This window comes from Enterobacter sp. HK169, from assembly GCF_001719105.1.
In the GTDB taxonomy this organism is placed as follows: Bacteria; Pseudomonadota; Gammaproteobacteria; order Enterobacterales; family Enterobacteriaceae; genus Enterobacter; species Enterobacter asburiae_B.
On record NZ_CP017087.1, the window covers coordinates 26,210 to 41,907 of the forward strand.

Consider the following 15,698-nt stretch of genomic DNA (forward strand, 5'->3'; position numbering starts at 1 on the left):
GCAAAATCACATTCAAAGAATCTTTTGTTTCATGTTAACGTTACGGGGAAGCACCATGAAAAAATTGTTGATTGCACTGGCCGGGGCCGCATGTCTCTTCACACAGCTGCCGGCAAAGGCTGACCAGCTTCAGGATATCGAGAAGCGCGGCACCATTCGCATTGCCGTTCCGCAGGACTTCCCGCCGTTTGGCTCGGTGGGGACCGACCTGCAGCCGCAGGGCTATGACATCGACATGGCGCGCTATCTGGCCAAACAGATGAAGCTCAAGCTGCAGCTGGTCCCGGTGACCAGCGCCAACCGCGTGCCGTATCTGCAAACCGATAAGGTGGATCTGGTCATTTCCAGCCTCGGTAAAAACCCGGAGCGCGAGAAGGTGATCGACTTTAGCCGCGCCTACGCGCCGTTCTTCCTCGGCGTGTTTGGTCCGAAAGGGGCCGAGCTGAAAGACGCCGCCGCGCTGAGCGGAAAAACCATCGGCGTGACGCGCGGGGCGGTGGAGGACATGGTGCTGACCGGCCTGGCGCCGAAAGACGCGGACGTGAAGCGCTACGAAGATAACAACACCACGCTCTCCGCCTACCTCTCCGGACAGGTGCAGTACGTGGCGACCGGCAACCTGGTGGTGGCGGCCATTTCGCGCCAGAACGCGGATAAAGCTCCGGTACCGAGCTTTATGCTGAAAGATTCGCCGTGCTTTATTGGCCTGAAGAAAAACGAACCGGCCCTGAAGGCAAAAGTGGACGCGCTGATTGAGCAGGGTATCAAGGACGGCACGCTGAACGGCCTGTCCGAGCAGTGGCTGAAGGCTCCGCTGCCGGCCAACCTTGGCGCCTGAGCCGATGACGGAGCAACTTGATTTCTCCGCGCTCTGGCCGCACTGGCCGGAGCTGCTGGCGGGGCTGTGGGTCACTATTCAGCTGACGGTGATGGCGACCGTCGGCGGCCTGGCGATAGGGATTTTCGGGGCGGCGATCCGCAGCGGACGCACCACCTGGTTCAGCCGGATCTGGGGCGCGTACGTGGAAATCATCCGCAACACGCCGTTTGTGGTGCAGCTGTTTTTCATCGTCTTCGGCCTGCCGAATCTTGGGCTGAAGATGACGGCGGGGGAAGCGGCGCTGCTGGCCATGGTGGTGAACCTGGGCGCCTACAGCACCGAGATTATCCGCGCGGGCATTCAGGTCACGCCGAAAGGGCAGTGGGAAGCCGGACGCGTGCTGGGGCTGACCCGCCTGCAGACCTTTATTCGCGTGGTGCTGCCGCCCGCGCTACAGCGCATTTACCCGGCGCTGGTGAGCCAGTGCATCATCGTGATGCTCGGCTCGTCGGTGGTGTCGCAGGTCTCGTATGAAGAGCTGACCTTCGCCGCCAACCTGATCCAGTCCAGAACGTTTCTGAGCTTTGAGGTTTATCTGGTGACAACCGGGATTTACTTAGCGCTGTCGATTACCCTGCGCCAGCTGATGATGGCGGCGGGACGCAAATGGCTGGGGGTGCAGGCATGATGACCAACTTTACCGACTGGGACATTATTCGCAACCTGCTGCTGGCCGGACGCTGGACGGTGCTGCTGTCGCTGGTGGCGTTTGTCGGCGGGGCGGCGGTGACGCTGCCGCTCCTGCTGCTGCGCCTGACGGGCGGGCGCACGGTCAGGCGCATCATCCGCGGCTATATTGAGCTGTTTCAGGGCACGCCGCTGCTGATGCAGCTGTTCCTGGCCTTCTTCGGCGTGGCGCTGTTCGGCATCGACGTCTCGCCGTGGACCGCCGCCTCGCTGGCGCTCACCTTCTACACCAGCGCGTTTCTGCTCGACATCTGGTTTGGCAGTATTCGCGCCTTGCCAAAAGGGCAGTGGGAAGCGTCGCGCTGTCTGGGGCTGACCTTCGGCCAGACCCTGTTTCGCGTGGTCGCCCCGCAGGCGCTGCGCATCGGCATCGCCCCGACGGTCGGCTTTGCCGTGCAGGTGATTAAAGGCACCGCGCTGGCGTCGATTATCGGTTTTATCGAGCTGACCAAGGCCGGGACCATGCTGACCAACGTGACGTATCAGCCGTTTAAGGTTTTTGCGCTGGTGGCGCTCGGCTACTTTATTCTGTGTTATCCGCTGTCGCGCTACAGCCGCTATCTGGAGACGAAATTCAATGCCTCTCATCACCATTAATCAGGTGCAGAAGTACTACGGCGATAACCACGTGCTCAAGGGCGTCGATCTGGATATCGACATGGGCCAGGTGATCTCCATTATCGGGCGCAGCGGATCGGGCAAAAGCACGCTGCTGCGCTGCATCAACGGCCTGGAAGGCTATCAGGACGGCAGCATCAAGCTGGGCGGCATGACCATTACCGACCGGGATTCTCAGGCGCGCGAAATCAGCCGCTCGGTCGGGATGGTGTTCCAGAGCTTCAACCTGTTCCCGCACATGACGGCGCTGGAAAACGTGATGCTCGCCCCGCGTCGGGTGCTGAAGAAAAGCGCCGCCGAATGCCGCGAGCTGGCGCAGCAGATGCTGGAGAAAGTGGGCTTAGGCGATCGTCTGGATTACTACCCGTCGAGTCTCTCCGGCGGCCAGCAGCAGCGCGTGGCGATTGCCCGCGCGCTGGCGATGTCGCCGAAAGTTTTACTCTGCGACGAGATCACCTCCGCGCTCGACCCGGAGCTGGTGGGCGAAGTGCTCAAGGTGCTGGAGCAGCTGGCGGCCGAGGGGATGACGCTGATACTGGTTACCCATGAAATGAATTTTGCCCGCGAAGTGGGCGACCGCGTGGTGTTTATGCACCAGGGGAAAGTCTGGGAGCAGGGCGACAGCAAAACGCTGTTCGCCAACCCGCAGACCACGGAACTGAAGCAGTTCATCTCCTCCGTGCGCGGCCTCAACTGATAAGGACTTAACAATGGATATCGCACGCTTTCCGCAAATGAACCCGCCCCAGCGCCTGCTGATGGGGCCGGGCCCGATCAACGCCGACCCGCGCGTGCTGCGCGCCATGTCGAGCCAGCTGATCGGCCAGTACGATCCGGCCATGACCCACTACATGAACGAGGTGATGGCGCTCTATCGCAGGGTGTTCCGCACCGAGAACCGCTGGACGATGCTGGTGGACGGCACCTCCCGCGCGGGAATTGAAGCCATTCTGGTCTCCGCCATTCGCCCGGGAGATAAGGTGCTGGTGCCGGTCTTTGGCCGCTTTGGTCATCTGCTGTGCGAAATTGCCCGCCGCTGCCGCGCGGAAGTACATACCATCGAGGTGCCGTGGGGCGAGGTGTTCACCCCCGACCAGGTGGAGGATGCGATTAAGCGTGTTCGTCCGCGCCTGCTGCTGACGGTGCAGGGCGACACCTCCACCACCATGCTCCAGCCGCTCGCCGAGCTCGGCGCGATCTGCCGCCGCTACGACGTGCTGTTTTATACCGACGCCACCGCGTCGCTCGGCGGCAACGCGCTGGAGACCGACGCCTGGGGGCTGGACGCCGTCTCGGCCGGGATGCAGAAGTGCCTCGGCGGCCCGTCGGGCACCTCGCCGATCACCCTGAGCGCGCGCATGGAGGAGGCGATCCGCCGCCGCAAATGCGTTGAGGAGGGCATCCGCACCGACGCCCACCGCGACGGCGACGAGGAGATGATCTACTCCAACTATTTCGATCTCGGCATGGTGATGGACTACTGGGGGCCGGAGCGCCTTAACCACCATACCGAAGCCACCACCGCGCTGTTTGGCGCCCGCGAATGCGCGCGTCTGATCCTGCAGGAAGGACTGGATAACGGCATCGCGCGCCATAAGCTGCACGGCGATGCGCTGCTGAAGGGCATTCAGGCTATGGGGCTGGAGACCTTCGGCGACCTGAAGCACAAGATGAACAACGTGCTGGGCGTGGTTATCCCGCAGGGCGTCAACGGCGACCAGGTGCGTAAGCTGATGCTGGAGGATTTCGGGATTGAAATCGGCACCTCGTTTGGCCCGCTGCACGGCAAAGTGTGGCGCATCGGCACCATGGGCTACAACGCGCGCAAAGACTGCGTGATGACCACCCTGAGCGCGCTGGAGTCGGTGCTGAACTACCTGAAATTCTCCACCACGCAGGGGGCCGCCATGCAGGCCGCGTGGGACCACTATCGCCGCGAGACGCCGCAATGAGCCCGGCGGCAGAACGGGTGATGGCCCGCGCCGACGCGCTGGCCGCCATCAGCGAAACCCCGGATGCGCTGACGAGGGTTTATCTCTCCACCCAGCATCTGCAGGCCAACCAGCTGGTGGGGCAGTGGATGAGCCAGGCGGGAATGACCGTCTGGCAGGACAGCGTGGGCAACATCTGTGGACGCTATGAGGGCGCGCAGGAAGGGGCGCAGGCGGTGCTGCTCGGCTCGCATCTCGATACCGTGCGCAATGCCGGGCGCTACGACGGCATGCTCGGCGTGCTTGCCGCCATTGAGGTGGTGGACAGCCTGCACCAGCAGGGGATGCATCTGGCCCAGGCCATCGAGATTGTCGGTTTTTGCGACGAAGAGGGAACCCGCTTCGGCATTACGCTGTTAGGCAGCCGGGGGCTGACGGGCACCTGGCCGCAGGGCTGGCTGGAAAAAGCCGACGCCAGTGGAATCAGCGTAGCGCAGGCGATGACCCTGATGGGGCTCGATCCTGCCCGCGTGCTCCATGCCGCGCGCCGTCAGGAGGATTTCAGCGCCTATCTGGAGCTGCATATTGAGCAGGGGCCGTGCCTTGAGCGGGAGGCGCTCGCCCTTGGCGTGGTGGAAGCCATTAACGGCGCGCGCCGTCTGAACTGCCGCTTTACCGGCGAGGCCGGGCATGCGGGAACCGTGCCGATGCTCCACCGCAGGGACGCGCTGGCCGCCGCCGCCGAGTGGATGGTTATCATTGAAAACGCTACCCGACAGCAGGGCGGCAACCTGGTGGCGACGGTTGGCGAGCTGCGCTGTCTGCCGGGGGCGGTGAACGTGATCCCCGGCGAGGTTCAGCTCTCGCTGGATATTCGCGGGCCGCAGGATGCCCCGCTTGACGCGCTGCTCGCTGAGCTGCTGGCGCAGGCGCAGGCGATTGCCGCTCGTCGCGGGCTGAGCTTCAGCGCCGAGGAGTTTTACCGGATCGCCGCTACGCCGTGCGATGCGCGTTTGCAGCACCTGCTGGGCGACGCCGTTGAATCGGTGCAGGGGCGCTCGTTATCCCTGCCCAGCGGCGCCGGGCATGACACCATCGCCCTGGCGGAACGCTGGCCGGTGGGGATGCTGTTTGTGCGCTGCAAAGGGGGCGTCAGCCACCATCCGGCGGAATCGGTGATGGCTGAGGATGTCGCTCTGGCGATTGAGGCATTTGGGCGGGCGGTGAGAACGCTTGGTGCAACGAAGCACCTCAACCAGCTGAATGAGGTGTAAAGCGTCTTTTCCCAGCCTAACTTATAAGGATTCATTTATTTATAATAAAATGATGATTTAAATCCTAATTAGTATTTTATGGGGTTATTGCTAGGATTTTTTACTAGGAATAATTTTAATGAAAATAAGCCCGACATAAATCGATCGGGCTATATTAATGTTCTAATTAAGATATCTACGTCCAAGGCGAGAGCCAGCTTGGATCAAAATTTCATTAACATTTTCTCTTAATATAGAATCGGAACTGTGTAATAGCGGTAAAAGAGTCTCATCAATAAAAGTTTCAGATGCAATTCTTCCAATTATATGGCCATGAAAAGAAGAAACAGCATTTTTATTTGAAAGATCATCCAGTAGGTAATTTATGGCATCATAGCTAAATGCGTCAATATTTATATTTTCCATAAATGTAAATATAAACTTATGGATTATCTCTCTGTATTTTGACTCGCTTTTATTAAATTCATCCATAAACAAACCCTGTGTTTGGCCGTCTGTATGTTTGCCAAAAAATGAACCAAGTTTTTGAATGAATTGATAATCATCACTATTTCGTTGTTGAGTAAGATCTTGAAGCCACTCAAGGATCCATAATATATTATTAATATGCAAGGGAGCTAAATTTTTAATTTCAGTGGGCAAGCTAGCACTGAATGTTGCACCGACAAGATTTTTGTCACGTGTCTCTAAAATCTCTAAAAAAAGCTGTTCCTGGCTCGACCAATCGATATCATAACCATTTAATAGGAAAATCTTTTGAGTTTTTCTTTCATGTGGCTCCATGTCTATTAATCTTTTAAAAATATCAAATAGTAATGCAGTGTTATTATTTAAACAGGTCAAATATACAGCTTGGATAATCATTTCTTTACTTGCAATAATTTCTTTAAATTTATTAGCTAAATCATCTCTTCCTTGCAATATATATTGCAAAGTATCTAAACTCCATTTTTTATCATCACCATCATCTTTTTCAATATAATTCATTAATATCATGATATGTTGCAGAGTAAATTTATCCCATGATAGTTGACTCGATTCATCTCCAAATTTAACAATGAAGAATATTGTAATGGATAGTTGTTTAGGATAAAGCAATAACAAATCTGCGGCAATATTTAGTGCTTCGTTTGTATGATGGTTACTAAGTATTTCACATAAAATTTTAGTTCTTAATGTGAGCCTTAAGGGCGCAGATTTTTTTGGAATGAAATACTCTTTAATCTCTGAAAGATCAAGATGTGAAAAAATTTCTGAAGCTCCACTTACAAGTCCGCTAAACTCATCTTCGTAACAATCATCATCAAGTATATTATTATCCTGCACTAGGTCTATCATTTTAACTATAGTTTCAGCATCGTTTTTTGTAATGAATGGTTTTAGGGCTGGAGCAATGCCGTTTCTGCAGAGATTGAAATCATTTCTTTTATGAATTAATAAATTTAAGACATAATCTTTTACTTCAGAACCTTTTATTTCCACGAGGCGTTTAACTGCCGCACCTCCAAGAGTGTCGCCTTTTTCGATTATTTGTTTTAGTTGTGGTACATGAACATCGTTTAGGGGAAGTTTAAACTCTAGAGAACTTGCTATATTCCATTGTCTGTTGAAATTTTTTTCTTTAATATTTAACATGTTTTCAAGTAATTTTTCTACAATCTCATCTCGGCCTATTTCAATATACTTGGCAGCTTCGAGTGATAAGCAATAATCAGCATTTATTACATCTTTAAGGAATGTAGAGGCATCATTATCATCTAATAAACTCAATGTAAGGAATAAAGATTGATCCCATCGTGTAAGTCTTATTTTGTCTTTCAGACAATTTCGGTCATTTATATATAGTCTTGATAATTCGGTCGCTGCAAGATATTCAGTTATCGATTGGTGTATAAAGCCAATTTTACCACCTATATATGGTAGTATTAATGATTTAGATATAAGCCAATTTGCAATATCTTGTGATGATGTTTTTTCTACGTTTAAATGCTCTAGTATCTCAGAAAATGCGTTGATTAAATTAATTGTTGGAAATATTTCTTCTCCGCGATTGAGAGCATTATATGCAACAGGAGAAAGTATTTTCTCTATATGAATATTGAAGCCAAACCGAATAAAGAAATCATTATTAACGTTACTAAAATATTTTTTGAAAAAATCTCTAGGATGGGTCTCATTATCAAGTGCCAAAGAGCCATTTTCAATCAGCCGAAAATAAAAAGGACGCTGGATAAGTTGATAGGTTTCATAGCTAAATCGGCCGGCTACTTTGAATCCTAATCTTAATAGTTCTTTGTCAACAGAAACTTTATCAATTTGATTTAAATTATAAATTGGGAAATTAAGTTTGTCTAACCCATCACTTGTTCTTGAACTTATAATTATAGCGGAACTTTCAAACTCTTGAATGAATTGCTGAAAGTCAAGTTCATATTTACCACTTTCTAAGAAATCCCTTGGCATTTCATTGAAAGAATCTAAAAATATTTTTAATTTGAATGTCTTTAAAATATTGTTAATATCCAAGCTTCTTGGTAGTGTTTGATTTATTAGCTCTTTAAGATTTCCTGAATAAAGTTTCAAATCTGCGAATATGGGTATTGTTACTAACTTTGTGTCAAATTCATCAGCTAGACATATGTGATGGAGTCTTTCCGCATACATCGCTGCGGCTTGTTTTAAAGAATAACTCTTTCCTGAGCCTGGAAGGCCGATGATGATAGCCTGCCTGGGCCCTGAATCCAAGAATGTATTCACCACACTATTATCGTTATAAAGGTCATACCTGTTAGAAGCAACATTTTTTTGGATGATTTGATTTACACGAATGGTAAACTCGGGGGATGACTTCGTAACATGCATCATAGATGATGCATGACGAGCCAAAGAAAGTATCATTTCAAATGATGTTGTTTCAAAAATTTCAGTTTCTTTCCTTTGATGAGAATTCGCTATTGACTTGTCAAGCAGGTCAAGTAATTGTTGATGATTCCTAGAATTATCAGCATTTTCAGTGGTGGTATAATTAATTAGATGAATGCCATAGTTTTTTCTCCAGTATGCTATTTCTGAATCATTGACATCTGCCATGATCGCATAATGATCTCTAGTTCCGCCTTTATAAATATTGGCGAGTAGATCTCTTAAGTATATAAAATCTGGGTCACGGAGCCCAAAACCAATATATACTACAGGTCGACTTGCTAAGAGCATTTTTACCGATTCAAGTGCAGAGTGTCGTTCTCCCTGAGCTGATAGCAATCGATACTGTTCTCTTGTTAAAATAATACTCTCACTATCACTGGCATCTCCATGAGGTTTAAATATAAAATTTGTAGCTCTGGCATGTACAATCTCAGCAGTTTCAGTTAAGTGTCGATTTGTTATAGGAGGGCGATAAAATATTTCTGGCTGCCATTTACGCAGACTTTGTTCAATTAGATCATCATAATTGGTTGTTATGAAACAACTTGGTCCAAGAGATATGATCTTATGATGAATATCGTGAGGTTTTGCATATCCATAGCGACAGGCTTTACGAATGAATTCACCCATCTGATGCTTTGTAAGTTGATCGAACCCATAACTGGCAGCTTGTAACAAATCACCTCGCATAGCTTCTGAGCGTACCAACTTAGCATCATTACCATTTTGCTCAATAAAATCCGCCAATTCTTCAATCAACCTACTCCATGATGGTAGCCCTGACCACAATGAAACCCCGGATCCTATAAAAAGAATAGTATCATCTTGCGAAAATATAGAGTTTAATTTTTCCATGTTGTGATATCTTTCAATATGTTAGTGATGAAATTAGCCATTTTAAATAATATAATCTAGTGAACACTATGATCCTATCATCATTATGATTTTTTTACATTTAAAGTTTAAAAAAGATATACATCTACAAATCTACATGTTTGACAATTACATCATTTTTCACGATTACTGAACCTTCATTGGTTAAGTGAAGGTTCGAGTGATGCACTGGCAAGAGATAGATGAACTGGCACCAAATGAGTAATTTGTGTTAAGTGGTGATACATGCTCTTAACCATGCTGATTCTGGCTATAACAGCTCGCTCAAATGTGTTGTCTAGCGGGCAACAGATGTTCTACAGATGAGAAATAAGTAACGTTGTTCATAATTCATCTTATCAACTATCTGGCACTGACGGCGATGACCATTGATCTGAATTTGAGGATAAGGTGGTTGTATTGACGCAGCGCCTTCTTGACAGTGATAAAGACAGCGCTATGTAAATGTCTTCGATTTGTCTTACTCGCCGGCGTGAGTGTTAATTAGCTGGACGAGGATATGATAAACCTCCAAGCGCTGGCCCAGCAGCTGCGTGAGATTGCGCATCAACTTGGTGATGTGTAGCGGAGTGAGCACCTCAATCACGTGAAAGAGGTGCTCACAAGATTACTCCAGCCCCAGCGTATATTGCGCAATCTTAAAGTAGATAATCAGCCCGGTGCCGTCGATAAGCGTCGCGATAAACGGCGCGGAGACGACCGCCGGGTCAATGCCGCAGCGCTTGAGCACCATCGGAATGACGGACGACACAATCGCACTCCAGAGCGTAATGCACACCAGCGTCAGGCTGACGATAAGCGTAATTTCCAGCCCAATCCCCATCATCCAGGCGCGAATGCACCCGGCGATACCGAGCGTGGCGGCAATCATCAGCGAGGTGGTCATCTCTTTACGCAGCACGCGGCCAACGTCGCGCAGGCGGACTTCCCCCAGCGCCATGGCGCGCACAAGCGTGGAGGTGATCTGCGTCCCGCTGTTGCCGCCCGTGCCGATCAGCAGCGGAATAAAGAACGCCAGCGCGATGGCGGACTCCAGCGCCTCTTCAAAATGCTGGATCACCGAGCTGGTGTAGGCCTCCGCGACAAACAGCAGCAGCAGCCAGACGGAGCGTTTCTTCCACAGGCTATACGGGCTGGTGTCCAGATAGGGCTTCTCCAGCGGCAGCGTCGCCCCCTGAAGCTGGGCGTCTTCGGTGACGTCATCTTCCAGCAGATGGGCGATTTCGCGCTCGGTCAGGCAGCCGACGAGCTTGCCGTGGGTGACCACGGGCACCACATCCGCGCCGCCGTGCGCCAGCAGTCCGGCGACATCGGCACGTTCATCCTCCGGTTTGACCTGCAAAAACTGCGAAATCATCAGCGATTTCACCGGCTGTACCGTATCGGCGGTTTGCAGCAATTTACGCACGGCAATCATGCCCGCCAGGCGGCCATTGTCTTCAATAAAAATATGAGACGGAATATCGTCGTCTTTTAATTTTTCGAAGAATTGCTCGCGCGCCAGCGCCACGCATAATGAAATATCGAGGACAATAAAATCGGTATTCATATATTGCGCAATGGCGCTGTCATTGAATGCCAGATTCTGGTTGTGAATAGCGTAAGACATAGTGAATTCCCTTTGAATAATAACATCTCTCAGGGGCGAGCAAGACAGGGCATGTCGAAGAGGAGATCCCCACGTCCTGGGTTCAGCACTGTACACCGTATCCCGCGAGGGAAGTTATACTGACAAAGCCTTGATTCGACAGTGCCTGTTTTACCCTGTGTCGGTTCTCTCGAACCTACCAGAGCGATAACGTGTATTTGTACAGGAGCCTCGCCATAACGAGATCGTTGTAAAACGTGAGGAATAATACGCTTATTTAAATTTACCGCTCAGAAAATTAAATAATGTTTAAGAACGGTTTAGACGATTTTTATTAATAAAATGTTGAGGGTTTATTTAGGTTAATTCATTTCTAATGGAGGATTAAATAATCAACGGAGGAGAGGATAATGGCGTGGTTTGATAATCTGCTGAATCATTTTGCGCTGTATCCGGCACATCTTTTCGCGCTGTTATTTGTGATGGCGCTGAGTAAATCGACGGTGCTAGTCTCCTCCGTGCTGCCGCCCGCCTCGGTGATGCTGCTGGCGGGCATTACCGTCAGCCAGGCGAGCATGCATCCTGCGCAGGCGTGGCTGGCCGTGGTGTTGGGGGCAACGGCGGGTTCGGTGCTGAACTACCATATCGGCCAGCTGATGGGGCACACGCGATGGATGACCCGCTTCTCGGCAAAGCACGCCGGTAAAATGCTGCGGGTGCAGCATCAGCTGCAGAAAAACGGGGTGCTGGTCCTGTTCACCGCGCGCTTTCTGGCGGTGCTGCGCTACATCGTGCCGCTGGCGGCGGGAATGCTCAGGCTGAATGCAGTCAAGGTCTACGCCGTCAGCCTGCTTTCCGCCTGCGCATGGGCGGCGCTGTATGTCGGCATCGTCACCGGCATCAGCGCCTTTTGAATTACAAACTCCCCATTCCGCCGTCCACCAGCAGCTCCGTTCCCACTGTGTAGCTCGACTCGTCGGACGCCAGATAGAGCGCGGCTTTTGCCAGCTCCGTCGTCGAGCCCATTCTGCCGAGCGGCACCAGCTTGATGATCTCCGCCATCATCGCGTTAAGCGCCTCGTCGCTTAAGCCCGTCTTCGTAAACGCCGGGGTTTCCACCGGACCGGGGCTCAGGCCGTTGACGCGGATCCCGCGCGGCAGCAGCTCCGCCGACAGCGTGCGCGCCAGCGACAGCAGGGCGGCCTTGCTCGCGGCATACACGCTGCTGGTCGGCAGGCCGATACGCGCGCTCACGGAGCCGCAGAGGATCACCGACGACGGGTTATTCAGCAGCGGCAGCAGCGCCTGAATTAAAAAGAACGGCCCCTTCAGGTTGATGCCCATCAGGCGGTCCCAGGCATCCTCCTGCCAGGCTTCCAGCGGCGCGTGCGTCACGTCACCAGCGTTGAGAAACACCGCGTCCAGGCGTGGCCAGCGGGCGGCGAGGGTTTCCGCCAGTGCTTTTTGTGAGGCGATATCTCCCGCATCGGTCGGGATCACCCAGGCCTTATCGCCAAGAATACGTTCTGCTTCGGCGAGGGTGTCCGGGTTGCGTCCGGTCACGGCGACGCGCGCGCCTTCGGCGATAAACGCCTGCGCGGTGGCAAGACCGATGCCGCTGGTGCCGCCGGTAATCAGCGTATATTTATCTGTTAAACGACCCATGTTCTTCTCCTGAAATGTCTCTGGAGAAAGCACTATAGAAACGTTAGTATCGAAAGGAAACCAGGTACCAAATGGATACTAAAGAGGCAAGAGGTGTGCTATGGCAGAAATGCTGGAGGTGTGCTGTGAAAAAAAATCTGAGGCGTATACCTGCCCGATGACGCAGTTTGTGAACCTGATTTCCGGTAAATGGGCGATCCCCATTTTGTACCGTCTGATTGTGTTCAACACGCCCGTACGCTTTGGCGATCTGCTGCGGGCCGCCACACCCATCACGCAGAAAGAATTGACCAAGCAGCTGCGCCTGTTTGAGCAGCGCGGGCTGGTGACGCGGACGGTCTACCCGGAGATCCCGCCGCGCGTGGAGTATCAGATCACCGCGCTGGGGTTAACCCTGCAGGACGCACTCTCCCCGCTGGCCGCCTGGATGAGCGAGTACGGCGACCAGCTTGAGCGCTAGGCTACTGTTTTGCGTAGCGCGGTGCCGGAATGCCGGTGCGCGCGCTGTTGAACAGCTCAAGACGCGCCGCTTCGTAGCGATCCCACAGGCCGGCGTCATGCATCGGCGGGATGGTGATCGGTTCACCCTGATCCAGACCCGCCAGCGATGCATCCACCATATCGTCGGTGGTCATCACCGATCCTTCCGGCAGATCGTTTACCGTGACGCCCGAATGGCTCCAGATTTCCGTCGCCGTGGCGGCGGGCAGCACGGCCTGAATGCGCACGCTGCTGTCGGCAAATTCTTCCTGTAACCCACGGGTAAAGCTCAGAACCCACGCCTTGGTGGCGCTGTAGAGCGCGCTGCCCGCCCGGACGTGCAGGGCCAGCACGGACGCGATATTGATCAGCGTGCCGCGATTGTTCTGCGCCAGGCGCGGCAGGATGGCGTAGGTCAGACGCATCAGCGCCGTGGTGTTCAGGGTGTTAATGGCCTGATGCTGCGCCACATCGCCCGCGAGGAACGGCGCCATCTGCGCGGTGCCCGCGTTGTTAATGAGCGTATCAATGGCGGTATTGCTGCGCAGCGCCTCTTCCACGGCGCGGATCCCGGCTTCATCGGTAAGATCGGCCACCAGAATATCGACGGCCACGCCGTAGCGCGCGCGAAGGTCGGCGGCAAGGGTTTTCAGGCGATCCTCGCGACGGGCGACCAGAACCAGGTTAGCGCCGCGCGCGGCAAGACGGTCGGCATAAACGGCACCAATTCCGGAAGAGGCGCCCGTAATCAGGGCGGTGGTGATTTGCGTAGTCATCGTGTGTTACCTCAGGGCAAAGTGGGTTATTTGGTTTCAAGATGAAACTGAATAAACTCTCTGTCATTTGGTTTTATAATGCAACTATATTTGCGAACATTTTGTGCTGTTGCCGTCGGGAACGATCAGGATGGGAGTTTTGCCACGATCTCTTCAGGCGTCAGTTCGCGGCCATCGTCGGCGATAAGCGCCAGTTTGCGCAGGGGTTTGCGCTGTTCGGTATCGACCAGCACGGTGCCGCATTCGTTATCCGCAAACAAAAATTCATTGCCCCACTGGGAGAGGGCAACCAGCACCGTTTGCAGGGCACGCCCCTTGTCGGTCAGGACGTATTCCTGCCAGGCGCTGCCGTCGGACGCGGGCTGAAGCCGGAGGATGCCTTCGTCGACCAGCAGTTTCAGCCGCGTGGTCAGCATGTTTTTCGCGATGCCGAGGCTTTTCTGGAACTCGCCGAAGCGTTTAATCCCGCGCAGCGCGTCGCGCACGATCAGCAGCGACCACCAGTCGCCGATGATATCCAGCGAACGGGCGACGGGGCAGGTGCTCTCTTCGAGGCGGGTACGTTTCACGGTCAATTCTCCGGTGGGGTGTGGTTTTATTATAAAACTTATTGGTACAGACCGTAAGCACGTTAATCATCAGTTTGAGAAATGCTTCCCGGAAAATTGTCACGAATCTGTCACACTGAACGCGACATTTTAAAACGAGTGAGGAATTAGGGATGAGAAAAGCACTACTCGCGCTGGCAGTCGCCGGTTCCATTTCAGCAACGTTTGGCGTGCAGGCGCAAGAGACGCCGGAAGGGTATCAGCTGGAGCAAGTTTTAATCATGAGCCGTCACAACCTGCGCGCGCCGCTCGCCAATAACGGCAGCGTGCTGGAGCAGTCCACGCCGAAGCAGTGGCCGGAGTGGGAGGTGCCGGGCGGCCAGCTCACCACCAAGGGCGGCGTGCTGGAAGTCTATATGGGCCATTACATGCGCGAGTGGCTGGCGCAGCAGGGGATGGTGAAGACGGGAGAATGCCCGGCGGCGGATAGCGTTTATGCTTACGCCAACAGCCTGCAGCGTACCGTCGCCACCGCGCAGTTCTTCATCACCGGCGCGTTTCCGGGCTGCGACGTTCCCGTGCACCATCAGGAAAAAATGGGCACCATGGATCCGACCTTTAATCCGGTGATTACCGATAACTCGCCGGAATTCCGCGAAAAAGCGCTTAAGGCGATGGAGTCCGAGCGGCAGAAAATGCAGCTTACCGAAAGCTATAAGCTGCTGGAGCAAATGACGAACTACGCCGATTCTCCGTCCTGCAAAGAGAAAAAGGTCTGCTCGCTGGCGGACGCGAAAGATACCTTCAGCGCCGACTATGAAAAAGAGCCTGGCGTATCCGGGCCGCTGAAGGTGGGTAACTCGCTGGTGGATGCGTTCACGCTGCAGTATTACGAAGGCTTCCCGGCCGACCAGGTAGCCTGGGGCGAAATCAAAACCGACCAGCAGTGGCGCGTGCTGTCGAAGCTGAAGAACGGCTATCAGGATTCGCTGTTTACCTCCACCGAAGTGGCACAAAACGTGGCGAAGCCGCTGGTGAAATATATCGATAAAACGCTGGTCACCGAGCAGGCCAAAGCGCCGAAAATCACCCTGCTGGTCGGGCATGACTCGAACATTGCTTCCCTGCTGACGGCCCTGGATTTCAAACCGTATCAGCTGCACGACCAGCAGGAGCGCACCCCGATTGGCGGCAAGATTGTCTTCCAGCGCTGGCATGACAAAAATGCCAACCAGGAGCTGATGAAAATTGAGTATGTCTACCAGAGCTCAGAGCAGCTGCGTAACGCCAGCGTGCTGTCGCTGCAGTCGCCCGCGCAGCGCGTGACGCTGGAGCTGAAAGGCTGCCCGGTGGATGCGAACGGCTTCTGTCCTGTCGATAAATTCAATTCGGTGATGAATAACGCGGCGAAGTAAAAGAGAACCCCCGCTGC

General features: G+C 53.0%; 14 protein-coding genes and 1 riboswitch. Of the genes, 9 read left to right on the forward strand and 5 right to left on the reverse strand.

Going from position 1 to position 15,698, the window contains the following annotated elements:
• Positions 1 to 55: 55 nt before the first annotated feature.
• From EnteroDNA1_RS00155 to hpxK, 6 genes are read left to right on the forward strand one after another with little or no spacing between them, the layout of a single operon-like run.
• Positions 56 to 838 carry a transporter substrate-binding domain-containing protein gene (locus EnteroDNA1_RS00155; RefSeq protein ID WP_023311064.1) on the forward strand — a complete coding sequence of 261 codons (783 nt, stop codon included), beginning with the start codon at positions 56 to 58 and terminating at the stop codon, positions 836 to 838.
• 4 nt (positions 839 to 842) lie between these two features.
• On the forward strand, positions 843 to 1,508 hold the full coding sequence (locus EnteroDNA1_RS00160; protein WP_032658112.1) for an amino acid ABC transporter permease: 666 nt from the start codon (positions 843 to 845) through the stop codon (positions 1,506 to 1,508).
• Positions 1,508 to 2,164 carry an amino acid ABC transporter permease gene (locus EnteroDNA1_RS00165; protein WP_071891627.1) on the forward strand — a complete coding sequence of 219 codons (657 nt, stop codon included), beginning with the start codon at positions 1,508 to 1,510 and terminating at the stop codon, positions 2,162 to 2,164. Before EnteroDNA1_RS00160 ends, EnteroDNA1_RS00165 begins: the two co-directional genes overlap by 1 nt.
• The gene (locus EnteroDNA1_RS00170; RefSeq protein WP_032638731.1) at positions 2,145 to 2,882 is read left to right on the forward strand and encodes an amino acid ABC transporter ATP-binding protein; all 738 of its coding nucleotides are present in this window, start codon (positions 2,145 to 2,147) and stop codon (positions 2,880 to 2,882) included. The genes EnteroDNA1_RS00165 and EnteroDNA1_RS00170 overlap by 20 nt, the downstream gene beginning before the upstream one ends.
• A 13-nt stretch (positions 2,883 to 2,895) precedes the next feature.
• On the forward strand, positions 2,896 to 4,137 hold the full coding sequence (locus EnteroDNA1_RS00175; protein WP_069302619.1) for a pyridoxal-phosphate-dependent aminotransferase family protein: 1,242 nt from the start codon (positions 2,896 to 2,898) through the stop codon (positions 4,135 to 4,137).
• Positions 4,134 to 5,390 (forward strand): allantoate amidohydrolase, encoded by a 1,257-nt coding sequence (hpxK, locus tag EnteroDNA1_RS00180; protein ID WP_069302620.1) that lies wholly within the window; start codon positions 4,134 to 4,136, stop codon positions 5,388 to 5,390. The genes EnteroDNA1_RS00175 and hpxK overlap by 4 nt, the downstream gene beginning before the upstream one ends.
• Before the next feature lie 162 nt (positions 5,391 to 5,552).
• On the opposite strand, the gene EnteroDNA1_RS00185 is transcribed toward hpxK, so the two are convergent.
• Positions 5,553 to 9,170, reverse strand: coding sequence for an SIR2 family NAD-dependent protein deacylase (locus EnteroDNA1_RS00185; RefSeq protein ID WP_069302621.1), 3,618 nt, complete (start codon positions 9,168 to 9,170; stop codon positions 5,553 to 5,555).
• A 646-nt stretch (positions 9,171 to 9,816) separates the two neighbouring features.
• Positions 9,817 to 10,818: a magnesium transporter gene (locus EnteroDNA1_RS00190; protein WP_029741838.1), complete on the reverse strand. Its 1,002-nt coding sequence runs from the start codon at positions 10,816 to 10,818 to the stop codon at positions 9,817 to 9,819.
• 60 nt (positions 10,819 to 10,878) lie between these two features.
• Positions 10,879 to 11,048: riboswitch (M-box (ykoK) riboswitch) on the reverse strand.
• Positions 11,049 to 11,207: 159 nt separating this feature from the next.
• On the opposite strand from EnteroDNA1_RS00190, the gene EnteroDNA1_RS00195 reads away from it, so the two are divergent.
• Positions 11,208 to 11,711 carry a DedA family protein gene (locus EnteroDNA1_RS00195; protein WP_039261670.1) on the forward strand — a complete coding sequence of 168 codons (504 nt, stop codon included), beginning with the start codon at positions 11,208 to 11,210 and terminating at the stop codon, positions 11,709 to 11,711.
• A 1-nt stretch (position 11,712) separates the two neighbouring features.
• Here the strand turns inward: EnteroDNA1_RS00195 and EnteroDNA1_RS00200 are convergent, their stop codons facing one another.
• A complete protein-coding gene (locus EnteroDNA1_RS00200) occupies positions 11,713 to 12,462 on the reverse strand; it encodes an SDR family oxidoreductase (RefSeq protein WP_029741836.1) in 750 nt (249 codons plus the stop codon).
• Positions 12,463 to 12,562: 100 nt separating this feature from the next.
• Here EnteroDNA1_RS00200 and EnteroDNA1_RS00205 point away from each other — a divergent pair, with 100 nt between their 5' ends.
• The gene (locus EnteroDNA1_RS00205; protein WP_047061537.1) at positions 12,563 to 12,922 is read left to right on the forward strand and encodes a winged helix-turn-helix transcriptional regulator; all 360 of its coding nucleotides are present in this window, start codon (positions 12,563 to 12,565) and stop codon (positions 12,920 to 12,922) included.
• A 1-nt stretch (position 12,923) separates the two neighbouring features.
• On the opposite strand, the gene EnteroDNA1_RS00210 is transcribed toward EnteroDNA1_RS00205, so the two are convergent.
• Positions 12,924 to 13,718: an SDR family NAD(P)-dependent oxidoreductase gene (locus tag EnteroDNA1_RS00210; RefSeq protein WP_048976700.1), complete on the reverse strand. Its 795-nt coding sequence runs from the start codon at positions 13,716 to 13,718 to the stop codon at positions 12,924 to 12,926.
• 125 nt (positions 13,719 to 13,843) lie between these two features.
• Positions 13,844 to 14,287 (reverse strand): winged helix-turn-helix transcriptional regulator, encoded by a 444-nt coding sequence (locus tag EnteroDNA1_RS00215; RefSeq protein WP_032658095.1) that lies wholly within the window; start codon positions 14,285 to 14,287, stop codon positions 13,844 to 13,846.
• A gap of 152 nt (positions 14,288 to 14,439) precedes the next feature.
• On the opposite strand from EnteroDNA1_RS00215, the gene agp reads away from it, so the two are divergent.
• Positions 14,440 to 15,681, forward strand: coding sequence for a bifunctional glucose-1-phosphatase/inositol phosphatase (gene agp / locus EnteroDNA1_RS00220; RefSeq protein ID WP_048976699.1), 1,242 nt, complete (start codon positions 14,440 to 14,442; stop codon positions 15,679 to 15,681).
• Positions 15,682 to 15,698 lie beyond the last annotated feature (17 nt).